18 protein-coding genes are annotated in these 18,383 nt (G+C 68.6%); 9 read left to right on the top strand and 9 right to left on the bottom strand.

Going from position 1 to position 18,383, the window contains the following annotated elements; all coding sequences use genetic code 11:
• Nucleotides 1-73 precede the first annotated feature (73 nt).
• Nucleotides 74-1,309: a saccharopine dehydrogenase family protein gene (locus PIJ50_RS02775; protein ID WP_271972485.1), complete on the bottom strand. Its 1,236-nt coding sequence runs from the start codon at nucleotides 1,307-1,309 to the stop codon at nucleotides 74-76.
• 60 nt (nucleotides 1,310-1,369) lie between these two features.
• Complete coding sequence (locus PIJ50_RS02770; protein WP_271972483.1) at nucleotides 1,370-2,464, bottom strand: carboxynorspermidine decarboxylase; 1,095 nt, start codon at nucleotides 2,462-2,464, stop codon at nucleotides 1,370-1,372.
• Between the two features lie 122 nt (nucleotides 2,465-2,586).
• On the opposite strand from PIJ50_RS02770, the gene rnhB reads away from it, so the two are divergent.
• Nucleotides 2,587-3,207: a ribonuclease HII gene (rnhB, locus tag PIJ50_RS02765; protein WP_271972482.1), complete on the top strand. Its 621-nt coding sequence runs from the start codon at nucleotides 2,587-2,589 to the stop codon at nucleotides 3,205-3,207.
• A gap of 105 nt (nucleotides 3,208-3,312) precedes the next feature.
• Complete coding sequence (locus PIJ50_RS02760; protein ID WP_271972480.1) at nucleotides 3,313-4,413, top strand: site-specific DNA-methyltransferase; 1,101 nt, start codon at nucleotides 3,313-3,315, stop codon at nucleotides 4,411-4,413.
• Between the two features lie 76 nt (nucleotides 4,414-4,489).
• Here the strand turns inward: PIJ50_RS02760 and PIJ50_RS02755 are convergent, their stop codons facing one another.
• Both PIJ50_RS02755 and mutY read right to left on the bottom strand, forming a co-directional pair.
• A complete protein-coding gene (locus tag PIJ50_RS02755; RefSeq protein ID WP_271972478.1) occupies nucleotides 4,490-5,083 on the bottom strand; it encodes an exopolysaccharide biosynthesis protein in 594 nt (197 codons plus the stop codon).
• 22 nt (nucleotides 5,084-5,105) lie between these two features.
• On the bottom strand, nucleotides 5,106-6,143 hold the full coding sequence (gene mutY / locus PIJ50_RS02750; RefSeq protein WP_271972476.1) for an A/G-specific adenine glycosylase: 1,038 nt from the start codon (nucleotides 6,141-6,143) through the stop codon (nucleotides 5,106-5,108).
• Nucleotides 6,144-6,226: 83 nt separating this feature from the next.
• Here mutY and PIJ50_RS02745 point away from each other — a divergent pair, with 83 nt between their 5' ends.
• Both PIJ50_RS02745 and PIJ50_RS02740 read left to right on the top strand, forming a co-directional pair.
• Nucleotides 6,227-6,757 (top strand): DUF721 domain-containing protein, encoded by a 531-nt coding sequence (locus PIJ50_RS02745; RefSeq protein ID WP_271972475.1) that lies wholly within the window; start codon nucleotides 6,227-6,229, stop codon nucleotides 6,755-6,757.
• Nucleotides 6,754-7,401 (top strand): DsbA family protein, encoded by a 648-nt coding sequence (locus PIJ50_RS02740; protein ID WP_271972474.1) that lies wholly within the window; start codon nucleotides 6,754-6,756, stop codon nucleotides 7,399-7,401. Before PIJ50_RS02745 ends, PIJ50_RS02740 begins: the two co-directional genes overlap by 4 nt.
• Here the strand turns inward: PIJ50_RS02740 and lpxK are convergent.
• Genes lpxK through PIJ50_RS02725 form a run of 3 tightly spaced genes read right to left on the bottom strand, consistent with a single transcriptional unit; the run spans nucleotide 7,376 to nucleotide 9,783 of the window.
• On the bottom strand, nucleotides 7,376-8,350 hold the full coding sequence (gene lpxK / locus PIJ50_RS02735; RefSeq protein ID WP_271972472.1) for a tetraacyldisaccharide 4'-kinase: 975 nt from the start codon (nucleotides 8,348-8,350) through the stop codon (nucleotides 7,376-7,378). The two genes, PIJ50_RS02740 and lpxK, sit on opposite strands and share 26 nt — an antisense overlap.
• Entirely contained in the window at nucleotides 8,350-9,522 is a 1,173-nt protein-coding gene (locus tag PIJ50_RS02730; protein ID WP_271972470.1) for a 3-deoxy-D-manno-octulosonic acid transferase, read from the bottom strand. The genes lpxK and PIJ50_RS02730 overlap by 1 nt, the downstream gene beginning before the upstream one ends.
• 15 nt (nucleotides 9,523-9,537) lie before the next feature.
• Nucleotides 9,538-9,783, bottom strand: a complete 246-nt coding sequence (locus PIJ50_RS02725; protein ID WP_271972468.1) for a DUF4170 domain-containing protein — start codon at nucleotides 9,781-9,783, stop codon at nucleotides 9,538-9,540.
• A gap of 224 nt (nucleotides 9,784-10,007) precedes the next feature.
• Between PIJ50_RS02725 and PIJ50_RS02720 the strand changes: the two genes are divergently transcribed.
• A complete protein-coding gene (locus tag PIJ50_RS02720) occupies nucleotides 10,008-12,128 on the top strand; it encodes a DEAD/DEAH box helicase (protein ID WP_271972466.1) in 2,121 nt (706 codons plus the stop codon).
• A gap of 26 nt (nucleotides 12,129-12,154) precedes the next feature.
• Here the strand turns inward: PIJ50_RS02720 and PIJ50_RS02715 are convergent, their stop codons facing one another.
• Complete coding sequence (locus PIJ50_RS02715) at nucleotides 12,155-12,889, bottom strand: SDR family oxidoreductase (RefSeq protein ID WP_271972465.1); 735 nt, start codon at nucleotides 12,887-12,889, stop codon at nucleotides 12,155-12,157.
• 83 nt (nucleotides 12,890-12,972) lie between these two features.
• Between PIJ50_RS02715 and PIJ50_RS02710 the strand changes: the two genes are divergently transcribed.
• Genes PIJ50_RS02710 through PIJ50_RS02695 form a run of 4 tightly spaced genes read left to right on the top strand, consistent with a single transcriptional unit; the run spans nucleotide 12,973 to nucleotide 17,675 of the window.
• Entirely contained in the window at nucleotides 12,973-14,379 is a 1,407-nt protein-coding gene (locus PIJ50_RS02710) for a hypothetical protein (protein WP_271972464.1), read from the top strand.
• 50 nt (nucleotides 14,380-14,429) lie between these two features.
• Nucleotides 14,430-15,773: a TldD/PmbA family protein gene (locus PIJ50_RS02705; RefSeq protein ID WP_271972462.1), complete on the top strand. Its 1,344-nt coding sequence runs from the start codon at nucleotides 14,430-14,432 to the stop codon at nucleotides 15,771-15,773.
• Nucleotides 15,760-16,527, top strand: a complete 768-nt coding sequence (locus PIJ50_RS02700; RefSeq protein WP_271972461.1) for a 3'(2'),5'-bisphosphate nucleotidase CysQ — start codon at nucleotides 15,760-15,762, stop codon at nucleotides 16,525-16,527. The genes PIJ50_RS02705 and PIJ50_RS02700 overlap by 14 nt, the downstream gene beginning before the upstream one ends.
• Nucleotides 16,524-17,675 carry a TIGR03862 family flavoprotein gene (locus PIJ50_RS02695; RefSeq protein WP_271972459.1) on the top strand — a complete coding sequence of 384 codons (1,152 nt, stop codon included), beginning with the start codon at nucleotides 16,524-16,526 and terminating at the stop codon, nucleotides 17,673-17,675. Before PIJ50_RS02700 ends, PIJ50_RS02695 begins: the two co-directional genes overlap by 4 nt.
• On the opposite strand, the gene PIJ50_RS02690 is transcribed toward PIJ50_RS02695, so the two are convergent.
• Complete coding sequence (locus PIJ50_RS02690) at nucleotides 17,635-18,336, bottom strand: hypothetical protein (RefSeq protein ID WP_271972457.1); 702 nt, start codon at nucleotides 18,334-18,336, stop codon at nucleotides 17,635-17,637. The genes PIJ50_RS02695 and PIJ50_RS02690 overlap by 41 nt on opposite strands.
• Between the last annotated feature and the right edge of the window lie 47 nt (nucleotides 18,337-18,383).

Below are 18,383 nucleotides of genomic sequence, written 5' to 3'. Positions count from 1 at the left end.
GCTCGCCCTTCACGACAGGATGTACTTAAAGGATCGGGTCCGGGTTTCCAGAGGGGAAACGCGAAACGCCGCGTCACCCGGTGAACGGACGGTCGCCGTCGGCGTCCTTGATGCGGGTGGGCAGGCCCATGGTGTTCAGCAGGGACAGGAAGGGCCGGGGGTCCAGCTCCTCCACGTTGACCATGCGGGCCACGTCCCACGTGCCGTCGGCCAGCAGCAGCGCGGCCGCCACCGGCGGCACGCCGGCGGTGTAGCTGATGCCTTGGCTGCCGGTCTCCTCGAACGCCTCCTTGTGGTCGGCGACGTTGTAGATGAACGTCTCGACCTCGGCCCCGTCCTTCGTGCCCTTCACGATGTCGCCGATGCAGGTCTTGCCGACATAGTCGGGGGCGAGGCTTGCGGGATCGGGCAGAACGGCCTTCACCACCTTCAGCGGCACGACCTCCAGCCCCTCGGCGGTGGTCACCGGCTTTTCGGACAAAAGGCCCAGCTTGTTCAGCACGGTGAAGACGTTGATGTAGTGATCGCCAAAGCCCATCCAGAAGCGCACGTCGGCCTGCGGATAGTTCGCCGACAGCGAATGCACCTCGTCATGGCCGGTCATGTAGGCCTTCTGCTTGCCCACGACGGGCAGGTCGAATTCATGGCCCACCTCAAACATGGCGTTTTCCTGCCATGCGCCCTTCTGCCAGCTGTAGACCGTGCCGGTGAATTCGCGGAAGTTGATCTCCGGATCAAAGTTGGTGGAGAACCAGCGCCCGTGCGAGCCTGCGTTGATGTCCACGATGTCGATGGAGGTGACCGTGTCCATGCCGTCCGCCGCCAGACGCGCATAGGCGTTCACCACACCCGGATCGAAGCCCACGCCCAGGATGGCAGTCACGCCGGCTTCGGCGCACCGCTCGCGCCGCTTCCATTCGTAGTTGCCGTACCACGGCGGCGTTTCGCAGATCTTCTTCGGATCCTCGTGGATCGCGGTGTCCAGATAGGCGGTGCCGGTCTGGATGCAGGCCTCCAGCACCGTCATGTTCACGAAGGCGGAGCCCACGTTGATCACGATCTGCGCGCCGGTGTCGCGGATCAGCGCGGCCACCGCGTCGCTGTTCATCGCGTCCACCGCATGGGCCTTGAACACGCCCGGGGTCTTCATCGATCCCTTTTCGTTGACCGATGCAAGGATGGCCTCGCATTTCGCGACCGTCCGGCTGGCGATGTGCAGGTCGCCCAACCGATCGTTGTTCTGCGCGCATTTATGCGCCACCACTTGCGCGACGCCGCCGGCGCCGATGATCAACACGTTTCGCTTCACTTCGAACCGTCTCCTTTAAGGACAGAGGGAAGGTGTCGGCCAAAGCCGACGGAGGGGGGATCAGCCGAGGCTGCTCTCGTAATCGGCATAGCCGAATTCGCGGGCGACACGTTCCGTGCCGTCCAGTTCACGCACGACGATGGAGGGCATCTTCACGCCGTTGAACCAGTTCTTCTTCACCATGGTGTAGCCGGCGGCGTCCGCGATGGACAGCCGGTCGCCGACCTTCAGCGGGGCGGGGAAGGAGAAGTCGCCATAGATGTCGCCGGCCAGGCAGGACTTGCCCGCCACCTGGTATTCGTGCGGGCCAGAGGTCAGCATCTTGCCCGGAATGCGGTAGATCAGCAGGTCCAGCATGTGCGCCTCGACCGAGGAGTCCACTATGGCGAGTTGCTTGCCGTTGTCGAGGATGTCCAGCACCGTGACCTCCAGGCTCGCGGTGTTGGTGATCGACGCCTCGCCCGGCTCCAGATAGACCTGCACGCCAAAGCGTTCGGAAAACGCCTTCAGCCGTGCGGCGAGCTTCTCCAGCGGGTAGCCTTCACCGGTGAAGTGGATGCCGCCGCCCAGGCTGACCCATTCCACCTGTTCCAGCAGGTGGCCGAAGCGGCTTTCGATGTCCGACAACTGGCGGTCGAACAGGTCGAAATCCCCGTTCTCGCAGTTGTAGTGGATCATGAAGCCCGAGATGCGGTCGATCACGGCCGCGATCTTGTCCGCGTCCCATTCGCCCAGCCGGCTGAACTTGCGCGCCGGGTCCGCCAGATCGAAGCCGGAGGTGGAGATGCCCGGGTTCAGGCGCAGCCCGCGCGCGATCCCCGCGGCGCGGTCCTCGAACCGCTCCAGCTGGCCGATGGTGTTGAAGATGATCTTGTCGGCGTAGGACACGGCCTCGTCGATCTCGTCCTCGCCCCACGCCACCGAATAGGCATGGGTTTCCTTGCCGAACTTCTCGCGCCCCAGACGCAGCTCGAACAGGGAGGAGGAGGTGGTGCCGGCCATGTAGGGCTGCATCACGTCGAACACCGGCCATGTGGCGAAGCACTTCAGCGCCAGCAGGGCCTTCGCGCCGGACGCCTCGCACAGACGTTCGACGATGCGCATGTTCCGCAGGACAGCGGCCTTGTCGATCAGGTAATAAGGTGTCTGGATCATGGCGCGCCCCCCGCAGGACCAAAGGGAAAGTGAGGGGCGCATATATGGGCGCACCCTGTCCGGTGCAAGCGTTTTGCCCCCGAGGCGTGACAGCCGCATGACATCGCGGTAAGGAGCCGGACATGATCCAGCTTCCCGATTTCCAGCACGAGGACGAGGCCCGCATCCGCGGCTTCCTGTGCATCGCCGGCGTGGACGAGGTGGGCCGCGGCCCGCTGGCCGGTCCCGTCACAGCCGCCGCCGTCTGCCTGCATCCCGGCCGCATTCCCGCCGGGCTGAACGATTCCAAGAAGCTGACGGCGGCACGGCGCGAGGCCTTGGCCGCCGAGATCCACGCCGTCGCCGAAGTCTGCGTCGCCCATGCCAGCGTAGAGGAGATCGACCGCCTGAACATCCTGTGGGCCAGCCATTTGGCGATGCGGCGGGCGGTGGCGGGGCTGGCGCGGATCGCCGATTGCGTGCTGGTGGATGGCAATCTGAAGGTGCGGGATCTGGCCTGCCACTGCGTGCCGCTGGTGAAGGGGGACGCGCGCTCGCTGTCCATCGCGGCAGCGTCCATCGTGGCCAAGGTGGCGCGGGACCGGATCATGTGCGATCTGGCGCTGGCGCATCCCGGATACGGGTGGGAACGGAACGCGGGCTATGGCACGGCCCAGCATCAGGCCGCGCTGCAAGATTTGGGGATAACTCCGCACCATAGGCGTTCGTTCAAAACCATCCACAACATCTTGTATCAAGGGTAAATCTTAACCTGTTGATTCATTAATGGAATTGACCTTACCCCCAATTCTGTCCCATGTTTTATCCACAAGACCACGGCGCAAAGCCGGGAAGCATTGAGGCGATACATGGCAAAGACCGGGGTCAAGGCAGCGAAACCGCTGCCCCTGAACGATATTCTTTCGGGGGACTGCGTGGAGGCGATGAATGCCCTTCCCGAATCGAGCGTCGATCTGATCTTTGCCGATCCGCCCTACAACCTTCAGCTGAAGGGCGAGCTGCACCGCCCCGACAACAGTCGCGTGGACGCGGTGGACGACGCGTGGGACCAGTTCGCCTCGTTCCAGGCCTATGATACGTTCACCCGTGCCTGGCTGGCCGCCGCGCGCCGCATCCTGAAGCCCAACGGGGCGATCTGGGTCATCGGCAGCTATCACAACATCTTCCGCGTGGGGGCGGCGTTGCAGGACCAAGGGTTCTGGATGCTGAACGACGTGATCTGGCGCAAATCGAACCCGATGCCGAACTTCCGCGGCAAGCGGCTGACCAACGCGCATGAAACGCTGATCTGGGCGTCGAAGTCCGAAAACTCCAAGTACACCTTCAACTACGAGGCCATGAAGGCGCTGAACGAAGGCACGCAGATGCGGTCCGACTGGACGCTGCCGATCTGCACCGGCCACGAACGCCTGAAGGACGCGACGGGCGCCAAGGCGCATCCGACGCAGAAGCCCGAATCGCTGCTGCACCGGGTGCTGCTGGCCACGACCAACCCAGGCGACGTGGTGCTGGACCCGTTCTTCGGCACGGGCACCACGGGCGCGGTTGCCAAGATGCTGGGCCGCAACTTCATCGGGATCGAGCGTGAGGAGGCCTATCGCGAGATCGCGGCCGAGCGCATCTCGCGCGTGCGGGTGCTGGACGCGGCGGCGCTGGAGGTGACGGGATCGAAGCGGTCCGAACCCCGCGTGCCCTTCGGGACGCTGGTGGAACGCGGCATGCTGCGCCCGGGCGAAAACCTGTATTCCACCGGCAACCGCCACAGCGCCAAGGTGCGCGCGGACGGGACGCTGGCCTTTGCCGACCTCAAGGGATCGATCCATCAGGTGGGGGCGAAGCTGGAAGGCGCGCCGTCCTGCAATGGCTGGACCTACTGGCACATCCAGCGCGAAGGCAAGCTGATCCCCATCGACACCCTGCGTCAGCAGATCCGGGCCGAGATGGTCTGATCCGAAGGACGTTGCCCGCATCGCGGCGCTGCCTGCGCGATGCGACTTGCCCTGCCGTTTCCACGGCAGGGTTTTTTCATGCCTTGCCGTTCGCCACCTCGACGATGAACCAGAAGCTGGCCATCGACAGGATTGAGGCGATCAGGATCACCACCCCGTCCCGCGCCATGAGGCCCAGCCCCATCAGCGCGATCGCCCCCATCGGGATGGAGGAGGCGAAGGGCAGCAGCTCCAGAGGCGGCACGGTGCAGCAGAGGATGATGCACAGCACCGCCACGATCCGCAGTCCGCCGCCGCCCGCCACCTTCTGCAGACGCGGGCGCAACAGGCGGTCGATCCAGCCGGCGGGCTTGTCGATCCACTCCATCCCCTTCTTCAGCTTGTCGCCGCCGACCTTCCGGTTGTCGAGAAAGCCGGGAAGCCACAGATGCTTGCGCCCGAAGGCCAGCTGCGCGGCCATGATGGCGATGATCAGCGCGATCATGGTGGGCACGCCGGGAATGCCGCCGATCGGGCTCAGCTCGATCAAGGCGGGAATGGCGAGGAAGGGGCCGTAGCTCCGCTCGCCCATGGCGTCGCGCAGGTCGTGGACGGACACTTCGTCCTGTTCCTCGCCCAGATCGCGCAGACGCGCGACGATCTCCTGAAGGTCCTGTTCATGCTCGGCCATGCGCGGGAAACGCCGAACCCATTCAGGCGGTTCCCGGCACGGCCAGTTCGAACGCCTTGCGCATGACGGTGGGCAGTTCGCGCCCCGTCACGGGCCGGAAGCTGCCCCGTTCGGGATTGGCACCGGGTGGAACGGTGGCGGTCAGCACCGTCAGGATCAGGTGGAAATGGCTGAAGGTGTGGCGCACCTCTCCGGCCACCTGCCAGTCGGCGCGCAGTGGTTCGGTTCCGCCGCCGCCGTCCCAGGGCGATCCGGGCCAGCCCCACATGCCGCCCAGAAGGCCCTTGTCGGGCCGATCTTCCACCAGCCACAGCCCGTCGGCGCGGCGGGCCAGCCAGAGGGTGCCTTCGCGCACGGGTTTCGCGGTCTTCGGTAGCTTGCGGGGCAGGGTGGTCTGGATGCCTTCGGCGCGTGCGGCGCACGGCTCCATCCACGGGCAGATGCCGCAGGCCGGGTTGCGCGGGGTGCAGATGGTCGCGCCCAGATCCATGACCGCCTGCGCGTAGTCGCCGGGGCGGTGGGCGGGGGTGATCGCCTCGGCCAGCCGGGCGATTTCGGGACGCGCGACGGGTAGCGGGGTTTCCAGCTTGCGCAGGCGGGTGATCACCCGTTCCACGTTGCCGTCCACCACCGTGGCCCGTTCGTCGAACGCGATGGAGGCGATGGCCGCCGCCGTGTAGGGACCGATGCCGGGCAGGGTCAGCAGTTCGGCCTTGCTGCCGGGGAAGCGGCCGCCGTGGCGGGCCACCACCTCGCGCGCGCATTTCAGAAGGTTGCGGGCGCGGGCGTAATAGCCAAGCCCCGCCCATTCGGCCATCACGGCGGCGTCCGGGGCGGCGGCCAGATCGGCCACGGTGGGCCAGCGTTCGGTGAAGCGCTGGAAATACCCCTTCACGGCGGCCACGGTGGTCTGCTGGCACATCACCTCGGACAGCCAGATGCGATAGGGATCAAGGGTCTTGCCGGCCAGAAGCGCGCCCGGCGGGGCGCGCCAGGGCAGGGTGCGGCCATGGCGGTCGTACCAGTCCAGCAGGGTTCGGCTGAGGGTGTCGTCACGCAATATTTATGGCGTCCTTCGGGGCATTCTTCTGGCGCAGGGCGCGCGCCTGCCGCAAGATATGCACGATCAGCGCAAGGAACCAGATGCCGCCCTCCGTCCCCCCCACCAAGCGCCGCTTTCGCGGGTTCGAGCCGGCGTCGAGCCTGCTGCGCGACCGCATCCGCAGCGCGGGGGAATCGCGCGGCTTCGCCGTCACCCGCCTTTTGACCGGCTGGGCCGAGATCGTGGGCGAGGATCTGGCCCGCATGACCCGGCCCGTGAAGATGTCCTATCCCCGCGACGGATTCGGGGCCACGCTGACCCTTCTGGTCCGCTCCGCCCATGCCCCGATGGTGGAGATGCAGAAGCCCCGCCTGATCGGATGCGTGAACGCCTGCTACGGCTATGCCGCCATCTCGCGCGTGCACCTGACGCAGACGGCGCCCACCGGCTTTGCGGGCGGGGAGGCGGAGTTCGGCGCCCTTCCCAAGGCGCCCGCGCCCCCCGATCCCGCGATCGAGGCGGAGGCCCGCACCCGCGCCACCGGCGTGGCCGACGACGGCTTGCGCGCGGCGCTGGAAAACCTCACACGCAGTTACCTGACGCGAACGGCGTCAACGAAGAAAGGCAGATGACGATGAAGAACGGCTTTGCAACGCTGGCGCTGATCGCCGCTTTCGGCGCGATGGGCACGGCGGCGACGGCGCAAACCGCCACCCCCGCACCCGCCACCACCACCGAGGCCCCGGCCCCCGTCGTCGCGGACATGACGATGGGCCAGAAGGACGCGCCGGTGAAGGTCGTCGAATACGGCTCCTACACCTGCCCGCATTGCGCGGACTTCCACAACAACGTCATGGACAAGCTGAAGACCGACTACATCGACACCGGCAAGGTGGAGTTCACCTTCCGCGAGGTGTATTTCGACCGCTATGGCCTGTGGGCCGCGATGGTCGCCCGCTGCGGCGGCGAGATGCGGTATTTCGGCATCGCCGACATCCTCTACGACACGCAGCGCGAATGGGCGGCTTCCAGCGATCCGGCGGTCGTGGTGCAGAACCTGAAGAAGATCGGACGCCAGGCGGGCATGGACGACGCGGCGCTGGACCAGTGCATGCAGGACGGCGCGATGGCGCAGGCCATGGTCGACACCTATGAGGCGAATGTGAAGAAAGACGGCGTCGAAGGCACGCCAACGATCTTCGTCAACGGCGCCAAGCATTCGAACATGAGCTATGACGACCTGAAGAAGGTCATCGACGCCGAATTGAACGGATAAGCCTGTCCAGCGCCGCGTCCAGCGGCGCCGGATCCCGGAAGACCAGCCGCACAGGCAGGGTCAGGACGTTCGGACGGAAGGACGCGGGCAGGCGCACCGCGTCCTTTTCCGTCGTGACCAGCTGCGCGCCCAAGGCCGCCGCCTCGGCCTGAAGGCGCGACAGGACGGCGGGGGTCAGCGGCTGGTGATCGGCCAGCGCGCGGGTGCCGGCGAGGTCGGCGCCAAGCGCGCGCAGCGTGGCGAAGAACTTTTCGGGGTGGCCGATGCCGGCAAAGGCGAAGACGCGCGCGCCCCGCCAGTCCATCCCCGTTGGAAGCGGCTCCAGCCGTGCGCGCAGATGCGGCAGGGCAGGGGGCGGATCGAAGGGCGCGTTGCCGATGGCCAACAGCAGGTCGGCCCGGGCCAGACCGGCCGTGACAGGTTCGCGCAAGGGGCCGGCCGGCAGGCAGCGGCCGTTGCCCCAGCCCCGCGCCGCGTCCACCACCACGATGGACAGGTCCTTGTGCACCGAAGGGTTCTGGAACCCATCGTCCAGCAAAACCATTTCGGCCCCCGCCTCCACCGCCGCCCGGACGCCCGCCGCGCGGTCCTTGGCGACCCAGGTGGGCGCAAAGGCGGCCAGCAGCAACGGTTCATCCCCCACAAGATCCGCGGCCTGCCCCGCCACACGCACCGGGCCGTCCAGCCGCCCGCCATGCCCGCGTGAGACGACATGCGCGGCTACGCCCCGTTCTGCCAGCTTTTGCAGGATCGCGATGGCCGTCGGGGTCTTGCCCGTGCCGCCCGCGTTCAGGTTGCCCACGCAGATCACCGGCACCGGCGCGCACCAGCCGGGCTGCGCCACGCGGCGCGCGGTGGCCTGCCCATACAGCCATCCCAGCGGCGCCAGCAGCCGCGCGGCCGGGGCGGGACGGTCCGGCGGGGTGAACCAGAAGCCGGGGGTGCGCATCAGCGTTCGTCCATCATGCGTTCCACCAGCGCGAGGACCCGGTCGGTCACCTCGCTCCCGTCCGAGGCGACGTCCCACGCCTCCCCCGCCAGCCGAGCCACGCGTTCGGGCGACAGAAGGTCGGCCAGCGCGTCCGACAGCGCCTTTGCCTGCGCGATGGGCCGCGTCGCCTTGCGTGCGATCAGGCGCTGGAAGGTGGACCCGAAATTCCCAGTCTTCGGCCCGTGGATCAGAGCGGAGCCGAGGCCCGCCGCCTCCAGCGGATCGCGGATCACGCCTTCTGTCAGGCTGCCGCCCAGATAGCAGATGGGGGCCAGCCGGTACCACAGCCCGAATTCGTCCGGGTTGTCGGCCATGTAGACCTCGGTCTCGGGCTGGATCTCATCCTCGTCGAAGCGGGCGGCGCAGGCGAGGCCCGCCGCCTCCATCTTCTGGGCAAGGGCGTGGGCGCGGTCGGGGTTCTGCGGCACGACGATCAGCAGCAGCCGGTGCGACAGGTGCAGCGCCGACCGGTGGGCGGCGAGGATCGCGTCCTCCTCTGCCTCGGGCAGGGCGGCGGCCAGCCAGACGGGGCGGCCGGCGATGGCGCGGGTGATCTCGGCGCGTTCGGCCTCGGTGCAGGGAAGAACCAGATGCGGCTCCTCCATCCGGCCGGCGACCTTGACCTGCGCCGCGCCAAGGCGGCGAAAGGCGCGGGCGGCGGCCTCGTCCAGAGTGAGGATGTGGGCGAAGGGGTGGAGGGCGCCGCGCATCAGCCCCGGCCAGCGGCGGCGGCCCTCGGGCAGGTGCGGAAGGCCCGCTTCCACCATCATCATGGGGGTGCCGCGGTCCTGCAGCGCCGCCACAAGGGCGGGGCGCACCTCGGCCCCCGCGAAGACGGCCAGATCGGGGCGGAAATGATCCAGAAAACCGGCGGCGTCGGCGGGGGTGTCATCCCCCAAAGGCACGTGCAGGGCGGTGGTCGCCCGCACCGGCGGGGCGCCCGTCAGAAGAACGGCGTGCCCCAGCTCCTCCTCCACCCGACGGGCCAGTTCGGTGACCGTGCCAGCATTGTCGGGATCGGGGGCGTGCAGCCAGACCAGCGGCCCGCCGGGGCGCGGCGGGCGGGTCTGTGGCGCGGCCTCGCGTCGGGACGCGAGCGTGTACAACGAAAGGCCGAGCGAGTGCGCCATAAGCTCCGGATCGTGTCAGGCGCCCAGTTCTTCGGTGGGCGAAGCAGGCTGCGCCTCGTCGCGCAGCCGGTGAATGTGCGCGATATAATAGCGGACATGCGCGTCGTCCACCGTGCGCTGCGCCGCACCCTTCCACGCCAGGAAGGCCGAGTCGTAGTCGGGGAACATGCCCACGATGTCGATCTCCTTGACGTCGCGGAAGACGTTTTTCGAAGGGGAGACGAGTTCGCCGCCAAAGACGAGGTGAAGTCGCTGCGCCATGATGCCTCCTGGGGTGCTGGCCTGAAAGCGGAGCCTAGCGCGTCGGGGCCCCGGGTTCAAGATTGTGTGCAACGGCATACACATATCGGCCCTATACATCCGCGAACGGAGGGGTTAGAGACCCGCCTTCGGCCAAAGGTCCGACGCGGTGGAATTGGGCCACCGCCAAGGGGATGGCAGGCCGGTGAACCGGCGGTTCAGGCCGCCCCCTTTGGAAAAGAAATATGACGGAAATGACACAGATCGCCGGGCCCCTGGCCGCGGCTCTGGAAGCAAAAGGCTATGCGAACCTGACCAAGGTTCAGGAGGCCGTTCTGGCGCCCGAGATGGCGGGCCGTGACGCGCTGGTGTCGGCACAGACCGGGTCGGGCAAGACGGTGGCATTCGGTCTGGCCATCGCGCCCGAGATCCTGAACGGCGCCGACCGGCTGCTGTTCGCCGACGTGCCGCTGGCGCTGGCCATCGCCCCCACGCGCGAACTGGCCCTGCAGGTCGCGCGCGAACTGGAATGGTTGTATGCCGAAGCCGGCGCGGTGATCGCCACCTGCGTGGGCGGCATGGACTACCGCACCGAAAAGCGCACGCTGGACCGGGGCGCCCACATCGTCGTCGGCACGCCGGGCCGCCTGCGCGACCACATTGAACGCGGGTCGCTGGATCTGTCGGGCCTGCGCGCCGCCGTTCTGGACGAAGCCGACGAGATGCTGGATCTGGGCTTCCGCGAGGATCTGGAATTCATTCTGGAATCGGCCCCGGAAGACCGCCGCACGCTGATGTTCTCGGCCACCGTGCCGAAGGAGATCGCGGCCCTGGCCGAGGATTTCCAGAACGACGCCCTGCGCATCCAGGCGGGTGGCGAGGCCAAGCAGCACGTCGACATCGAATACCGCGCCTATTCTGTCGTGTCGCGCGACAAGGAAAACGCGATCTTCAACACCCTGCGGTATCACGAGGCGCAGACGGCCATCGTCTTCTGCAAGACGCGGGCCAACGTGAACAACCTTCTGGCCCGCATGGGCAACCGCGGCTTCAAGGTCGTGGCGCTGTCGGGCGAGTTGTCCCAGCAGGAACGGACGCACGCGCTGCAATCGCTGCGCGACGGGCGTGCCAACGTCTGCATCGCGACGGACGTGGCCGCCCGCGGCATCGACCTTCCGGGGCTGGAACTGGTGATCCATGCCGATCTGCCCTCGAACTCAGAAACGCTGCTGCACCGGTCGGGCCGAACGGGCCGCGCCGGGTCCAAGGGCGTGTCGGCGCTGATCGTGCCGCAGGCCGAACTGCGCAAGGCCCAGCGCCTGCTGCAGGGCGCCAAGGTCGTGGCCGAATGGGGCAACCCGCCTTCAGCCGATGACGTTCAGGCCAAGGATGACGAGCGGATCGTGAACCACCCGGCGCTGTCGAAGGATGCCGGTGACGAAGCGGCACTGGCCAACACCCTGATCGAGCGTTTCAGCGCCGAAGGCGTGGCTGCCGCGTTCATCCGCCTGTGGCGCGAAGGCCGCTCGGCCCCCGAGGTTCTGACGGACGTGGCCGCCCCTGCCGCCGGCAAGGGCGAACCCCGTGCCCGGGGCGAGTTCGGCGATTCGGTCTGGTACACGCTGACCGTGGGCCACACCGGCCGCGCCGAGGCCCGCTGGCTGCTGCCCAAGCTGTGCGAGGCCGGCAACATCACCAAGAACGAGATCGGCGCGATCCGCATCCAGCAGGACCGGACCTTCGTGCAGATCGCAAAAGCCTCGGCCTCGCGCTTCGGCGACCGTCTGACGGTGGAAGACGGGATCGACATGGTGAAGATGGACGGCGAGCCGTCGCTGGACCGCCCCGAGCGTCCGCGCCGCGAAGCCCGTCCGGAGCGTCCGTTCCGCGAGGACCGTGCGCCGCGCGAGGATCGTGCCCCCCGCGCGCCCCGTGAAGATCGCGCTCCGCGTGAAGAGCGTGCGCCCCGTTTCGAGCGTCCCGCGCGGGACGAGCGTCCGGCCCGCCCGGCGCGCGAAAAGCCGGCCTATGCGCCCAAACCCTCGCGCTTCGTGGAGGATGAGGGTGCACCCCGCGCCGCCGACGCCGCCCCGCGCGAGAAGAAGGCCCGCTGGTCCCCCGAGGACCGCGCCCAGCGCGAGGATGCCCCGCGTCCGCGCGCCGCGGCCGGCTTCAAGAAGGACGGCGACGCGAAACCGCGGTCGGCGGGCTTCAAGTCCCACGGCGGCAAGCCCGAAGGCAAGCCGCGCGCCGCGGGCTTCAAGAGCCATGGCGACAAGCCGGCCCGGTCCGCCGGCTTCAAGACCCAGGCCCCGCGCAGCGCCAGCGACACGTCGAAGCGTTTTACGCCGCCGAAGAAGAAATAAGGAAAGGGGGCCGCTGGGCCCCCTTTTCACATCAGGCCGATGGCGCGGCGGATGCCTTCGTCGCGCAGCGAGATCTCCTCGCCCGCATGGGCGTCGCCCCCCGGCCCGCACATCCACAAAAGCGCCCGCGCGGGCCAGTCGGCCGGGATGTGATCGGCAAAGTCGATCTGGCTGACCGCGTTCACGCCGCTGGCCTTGATGCGCCGCTGCATGTCGGTGGCCACGGTGCCCGGCGACAGGCCCATGATCCGCAACCCGTGGGCCGCTTCCTCCAGATGCGCGGACCGGGTCAGCATGGCCGCCCCCGCCTTGGCCGCGCAATAGGCGCTCCACCCCTCCAGCGGGCGATGGGCCGCGCCGGAGCTAACGGTGATGACCGTGCCGCCCCCCTGCGCCCGCATCACGGGGATGGCGGCGCGCATGCCGTGGAACACACCCTTCAGGTTCACGTCGATCGCGCGGCCCCATTCCGCCGGGTCGGCCGTCGCCAGATCCGCGATCGGGTCGATCACGCCCGCGTTGTTGATCAGCACGTCCAGCCGCCCGTGCAGGGCCGCGATGCGGGCGACCGCTTCCTCCACCTCGGGCCACAGGGCCACGTCGCAGCGCAGCGCCGTCGCCCCTTCCGGCGCGTGGCGCTGCATCCCTTCCGCGTCCCGGCCCAGCATGACGACCCGCGCGCCCGCCTCGGCAAACCGGCGCGCCGCTTCCAGCCCGATACCGCGCCCCGCACCCGTGATCGCGACGACCTTGCCTTGCATGTGTATTCCCTTTCCGATGACTTGACCCTTGCGGCACGCCGCCCAACACTCAGGCGAACCGCTTTTCAAGGGAAGGTCAACGCATGAAACCGATTCGCCTGGCCGGGGCCAGCCTCGTGGCGCTGTGCATCGCTTCGGCCGCGCCGGCCGCCGTCACGCCCGAGGATGTCTGGTCCAACTGGCAGGCCGTCGCGAAACGCTGGGACCAGCAGGTGACCGCCGACCGCACGGAACGGCAGGGCGACGACCTTGTGGTGTCGGGCGTGAAGGTCGTGCAGGACAAGGACGGCAACCGGATGGAGGGCACGATCGACCGCATCACGCTGGCCGATCAGGGCGACGGCACCGTTCTGGTCACCATGTCCGAACGCTTTCCCATGACGGTCGTGTCCACCCCGCCCGCCGTGGAAGGGGAACCTGCGCCGGAACCCATCACGTCGCAGGTGGTGCAGTCGCAGGAAAACCTGCGCATCCTCGCCTCGGGCGATCCGTCGAACATCCGCAACGACCTGACGGCCGACCGCCTCGCCGTCACCATGAACGACGTGAGGAAGGCCGACGGCACCGCGGTCCCGATGAACGTGACCGTCACGATGCGCGATCTGGACGGCTATTGGGAAGGGGCGGACCAGATGGATTCCGTCACCCGCGCGGCCGAGGTGGACATGATGGTCAAGTTCAGCGAAGCCGAGCAGCGGGCGTCCTTCGACACGCGCATGCAGCACGTGGCAATCACCCTCGCCGGGGCGCCGAACTCCGCCGCGCCTTCGGTGGGCTTTCTGGGGCAGGTCGGCTTTGCCTATGTCACCTCCACCTACCGCTTAGACACGGCGGGCCCGAAAACCCTTCTGGCCGAGGGGGAGACGGGCGCCGGCACGATGAACTTCGATCTGGGCGCCGAGGCGATGAGCACCGAAAGCGACGTGGAGAACGCGACCCTGCGGCTGAGCGGGACGCAGATGCCCTTCCCGATGGACCTGCAGATGGCCGGCGCGCGCCAGACCGCCACGCTGCCCGTGCAGCCCGACCAGACCGGCCCGTTCCAGATGATGCTGGACCTGCGCGACGTGACCGCCACCGACGACACATGGGCCCGGTTCGACCCCAAGGGCGCCCTGCCGCGCGATCCGGCGCAACTTTCGCTGTCCTTCAACGGGACGGAAGGGGAGGCGCCGGTCGTGACGCTGGAAGACCTGCGCCTTCAGGCGGTGGGCGCGGAGCTGACGGGGCAGGGGCAGATGACGCCCACCCCCGAGGCCGTGGGCCCGATGGCCGGCTTCGGCCGCGGACGGATCGACCTGACCCTGCGCGGCGGCAACGGGCTGATCGACCGGCTGGTGGCCGGCGGCATCCTTCCCGCCCAGCAGGAGATGGCGGCCCGCATGTCGCTGGGCGCCTTCGGCCGCGCCGTTCCGGGGCAGGAGGACACCGTCACCTCGGCCATCCAGTTCGGCAACGGCCTCAGCGTGAACGGCATCCCGCTGCAATAGCTTGCCCATCGCGGGGGGAGGCATTACCTCCGCCTGCAAAGGAGCTGCCGATGACCGACATGCTGGAGACCCTCACCACCCGTTTGCTGGAGGCGGCCAGGCGCGCCGGGGCGGAGGCCGCCGACGCCCTGGCCCTGGACCAGAGCGCCACGGGCATCGACATCCGGGCCGGCAAGCTGGAACAGGCCGAACGGTCCGAGGCGGTGGAAGTGGGCCTGCGGGTGCTGATGGGCGGGCGTCAGGCTTGCGTGTCGGTGTCGGACCTGTCGGACACCAGCTTCGCCATGGCCGCCGAACGCGCCGTGGCCATGGCGCGCGAAGCGCCGGAAGATCCCTATGCGGGCCTTGCCGATCCGTCGCAGCTGGCGCGCGGCTGGGATCTGGCGGCGCTGCAACTGGCCGACGACACGGCCGAACCCTCCCCCTTCGATCTGGAGGCGGACGCCCGTCAGGCCGAAGCCGCGGCCCTGTCCCGCACCGGCATCGTGCAGGTGGAGGCGTCGGCCTCCTACAGCCGCCGGGCGGTGCATCTGGCGGGAACCAACGGCTTTTCGGGCGGCTACGCCCGCACCTCGCGCTCCGTCTCGGCCGTGGCCTTCACGGGCGAGGGGTTGGGGATGGAGCGGGACTGGGCCGGCGAATCCCGCATCTTCCAGCGCGACCTTCCCTCGGCGCAGGGTGTGGGCGATCTGGCGGCCGAGCGTGCGCTGGAACGCGTGGGCGCGCGGCGGCCAAAGACGGGCGCCTATCCGGTGCTGTTCGACGAACGCATCGCGTCCTCGTTGATCGGGCATCTGTTGCAGGCAGTGAACGGCGCCAGCGTCGCACGCGGCGCGGGCTGGCTGCGCGACCGGCTGGGCGAACAGGTGCTGCCCAAGGGCCTGTCGGTGATCGAGGATCCGCTGCGGGTCCGCACCTCGGGCTCCCGTCCGTTCGACGCCGAGGGCCTCGCCTCGCGCAGGAGGGAGATCGTGACGGACGGCGTGCTGAACGGCTGGACGCTGGATCTGGCCACCGCGCGCAAGCTGGGGATGAACAGCACGGCCTCCGCCTCGCGCGGGCCGACCTCTCCGCCGTCGCCCGCGTCGTCCAATGTGGACCTGACGCAAGGTTCGGCCAGCCGGGCCGATCTGATCGCGCAGATGGGGACGGGGCTGCTGGTCACCTCTCTCATCGGGTCGTCGATCAACGGGACCACGGGGGATTATTCGCGCGGCGCGTCGGGCTTCTGGGTGGAGAATGGCGAGATCACCCATCCCGTCAACGAGCTGACCATCGCGGGCAACCTGCGTGACATGCTGATGCGGATCACCCTGGCCAACGACGCGCGGATGCATCTGTCGACCCGCGTGCCCAGCCTGCTGGTCGAGGGTCTGACCCTTGCCGGATCGTGACCTTCTGACCACAGCCGCCCGCGACGCCGGGGCCATCGCGCTGAGGTTCTGGAAGCGCGATCCCCGCGTCTGGGAAAAATCCGGCGATCTGGGCCCCGTGACCGAGGCGGATCTGGCCGTCAACGCGGCGCTGGAAACGGCGCTGCGCGGCGCCCGCCCCGATTACGGCTGGCTGTCCGAGGAAAGCGCCGACGACCCCGCGCGCCTTGCGGCCGAACGGGTGTTCATCGTCGATCCCATCGACGGCACCCGGTCCTTCATCGCGGGGGAGGACACGTTCGCCGTGTCGCTGGCCGTGGCCGAACGCGGCACGGTCGTCGCGGCGGCGGTCTACCTTCCGGCGCTGGACCGGATGTATGCGGCCGACGCATCGGGTGCCACGCGCGACGGGGTGCCGCTGCAGGTCAGCCGCCGGGTGGGTATTCCCGGGGCCTCGCTTCTGACGACGCGCGCCAACCTCTTGCCCGAACACTGGCCAGGCGGGGTGCCGGAGCTGAAGCGCAGCTTCCGATCCTCCATCGCGTTCCGCATGTGCCTTGTGGCCGAGGGGCGGCATGACGGGATGCTGTCCCTGCGCGACAGCTTCGAATGGGACATCGCGGCGGGCGACCTGATTGCGCGGCGGGCCGGGGCCACCGTGACCGACCGGCACGGTGCGCCGCTGGTCTTCAACCGCCCGCAGCCTTGGGCCGCGGGGGTGCTGGCCGCCGCCCCCGGCCTGCACGGCGCCCTGATGGACCGTCTGGTGCCATGACCGACGCCGTGGTGATCGGGGCGGGACCGGCCGGCCTGATGGCCGCGGAGGAGATGGCCCGCGGCGGGATGCGCGTGCTGGTGGCCGACCAGAAACCCTCGGTCGCGCGGAAGTTCCTGATGGCTGGCAAGTCCGGCCTGAACCTGACCAAGGACGAACCGCTGGAGGCTCTGCTGGCCCGTTTCCCCCCCTGGCTGCACCCGATGCTGCAAGAGTTCGGGCCGGAGCAGGTGATGAATTGGGCCCGCGATCTGGGGCAGGAGGTGTTCACGGGCAGTTCGGGCCGGGTCTTTCCCATGGCCATGAAAGGATCGCCCCTGCTGCGGGCCTGGCTCGCGCGGTTGTCGGATCTGGGGGTGGAGGTGCGGACCCGCTGGCGCTGGACGGGCGACGGCTTCGACACGCCGGGCGGGGTCGTGCATGTGGACGCGCCGCTGCGCGTTCTGGCGATGGGCGGGGCCAGCTGGTCGCGGCTGGGCAGCGACGGGGCGTGGGCCTCCCACCTCGACGTGCCGCTGGCCCCGTTCCAGCCGGCCAACATGGGCTTCGTGATGCACTGGTCGCCCCACATGGCGCGGCATTTCGGCCAGCCGATCAAGGGCGCCGTCCTGATCGCGGGCGATCAGCGGGAGCGGGCGGAGTTCGTGATCTCGGCCCGGGGGATCGAGGGTGGGGGCGTCTATGCCGTCAGCCGCGCGCTGCGCGAAGGGGCGCCCCTGTATCTGGACCTGCTGCCCGACCGGGACGTCCCGTGGATTACCGACCGTCTGGCGCGCCGGGACAGCATCGCCAACCGCCTGCGCAAGCTGGGCCTGTCGCCCGCCGCCGTTGCGCTGGTGCAGGAGGTGGCACGGCCCCTGCCCGAAGGCGAGGCGTTGGCGCGGCTTTTGAAGGCGCTGCTCGTGCCCCATGCGGGGCCGAGGCCGCTGGAAGAGGCCATCTCCACCGCGGGCGGCATTCGGGCCGAGGCGCTGACCGAAGGGCTGGAACTGCGCGCCCGGCCCGGCACCTTCGCCTGCGGCGAGATGCTGGACTGGGAGGCGCCGACGGGCGGCTATCTTCTGACGGCCTGCCTGGCGACCGGCCGTTGGGCCGGCCGCTCGGCGCTCAAAGGCCGGGGACGATGTTCAGAAGGCCGCGACGGTTGAACGACGTTCCGCCCTGTGCGCCGAAGCTCATCTTCGCGTTCACGCCGACATAGGTTTCCCGACCCCAAACGTCGTTCAGATCGGCGCGGAAGCTGCCGATCTCGGCGCCCAGCGTGATGTCGGGACGCACGGCGTAATCGGCCTTCAGCGCCACGCGGGACATGTCCAGACGTTCGATGTTGGCGCGGTCATAGGCAAGGCCCAGGCCGAATTGCGGCGTCAGGGCATAGCGGCCCGACACGCCGCCCATGATCCCGTCCCAGCCGAAGTTCTCGCCACGGCCAACATACAGCTCTACGTCGAACACCTCGGTCTGCTGACCCAGTTCGAAGCCGTAGAAATCCTTGGTGTCGCCGGCGATTCGCTCTCCGCCATAGAACACGCCCAGATCGGCGGGGCCGTTGTGCCAGATGCCGTGCAGGGTCAGGTTGTGTTCCGTCTCCCCCACTTCGAAGAACTTGGACACGCCCACGTCGGTCTGAAGGCTGAAGGCCGGGGTGATCCCGAACTCCGCTTGGCCGGTCAGGCTGGCACGGGAATAGTCCATGTCGTTCTTCAGGCCGGAATAGCCCAGCGTGACGTTGCCGCCCATGAAATCCAGCGCTAAGGCGGGGGAAGCCAGAACCAGCGCCATCGCGCTGACCGCCGCAAATGTCTTCATGTCAGTGTCCCATCGGTTTTCGTGATTTTGCGGGGACGATACCGCAG

It is taken from the genome of Falsirhodobacter sp. 20TX0035, assembly GCF_028307215.1.
GTDB lineage: Bacteria > Pseudomonadota > Alphaproteobacteria > Rhodobacterales > Rhodobacteraceae > Falsirhodobacter.
The sequence above is the reverse complement of the archived record's forward strand: the minus strand, read 5'-3'. Positions and strand labels throughout refer to the sequence as shown.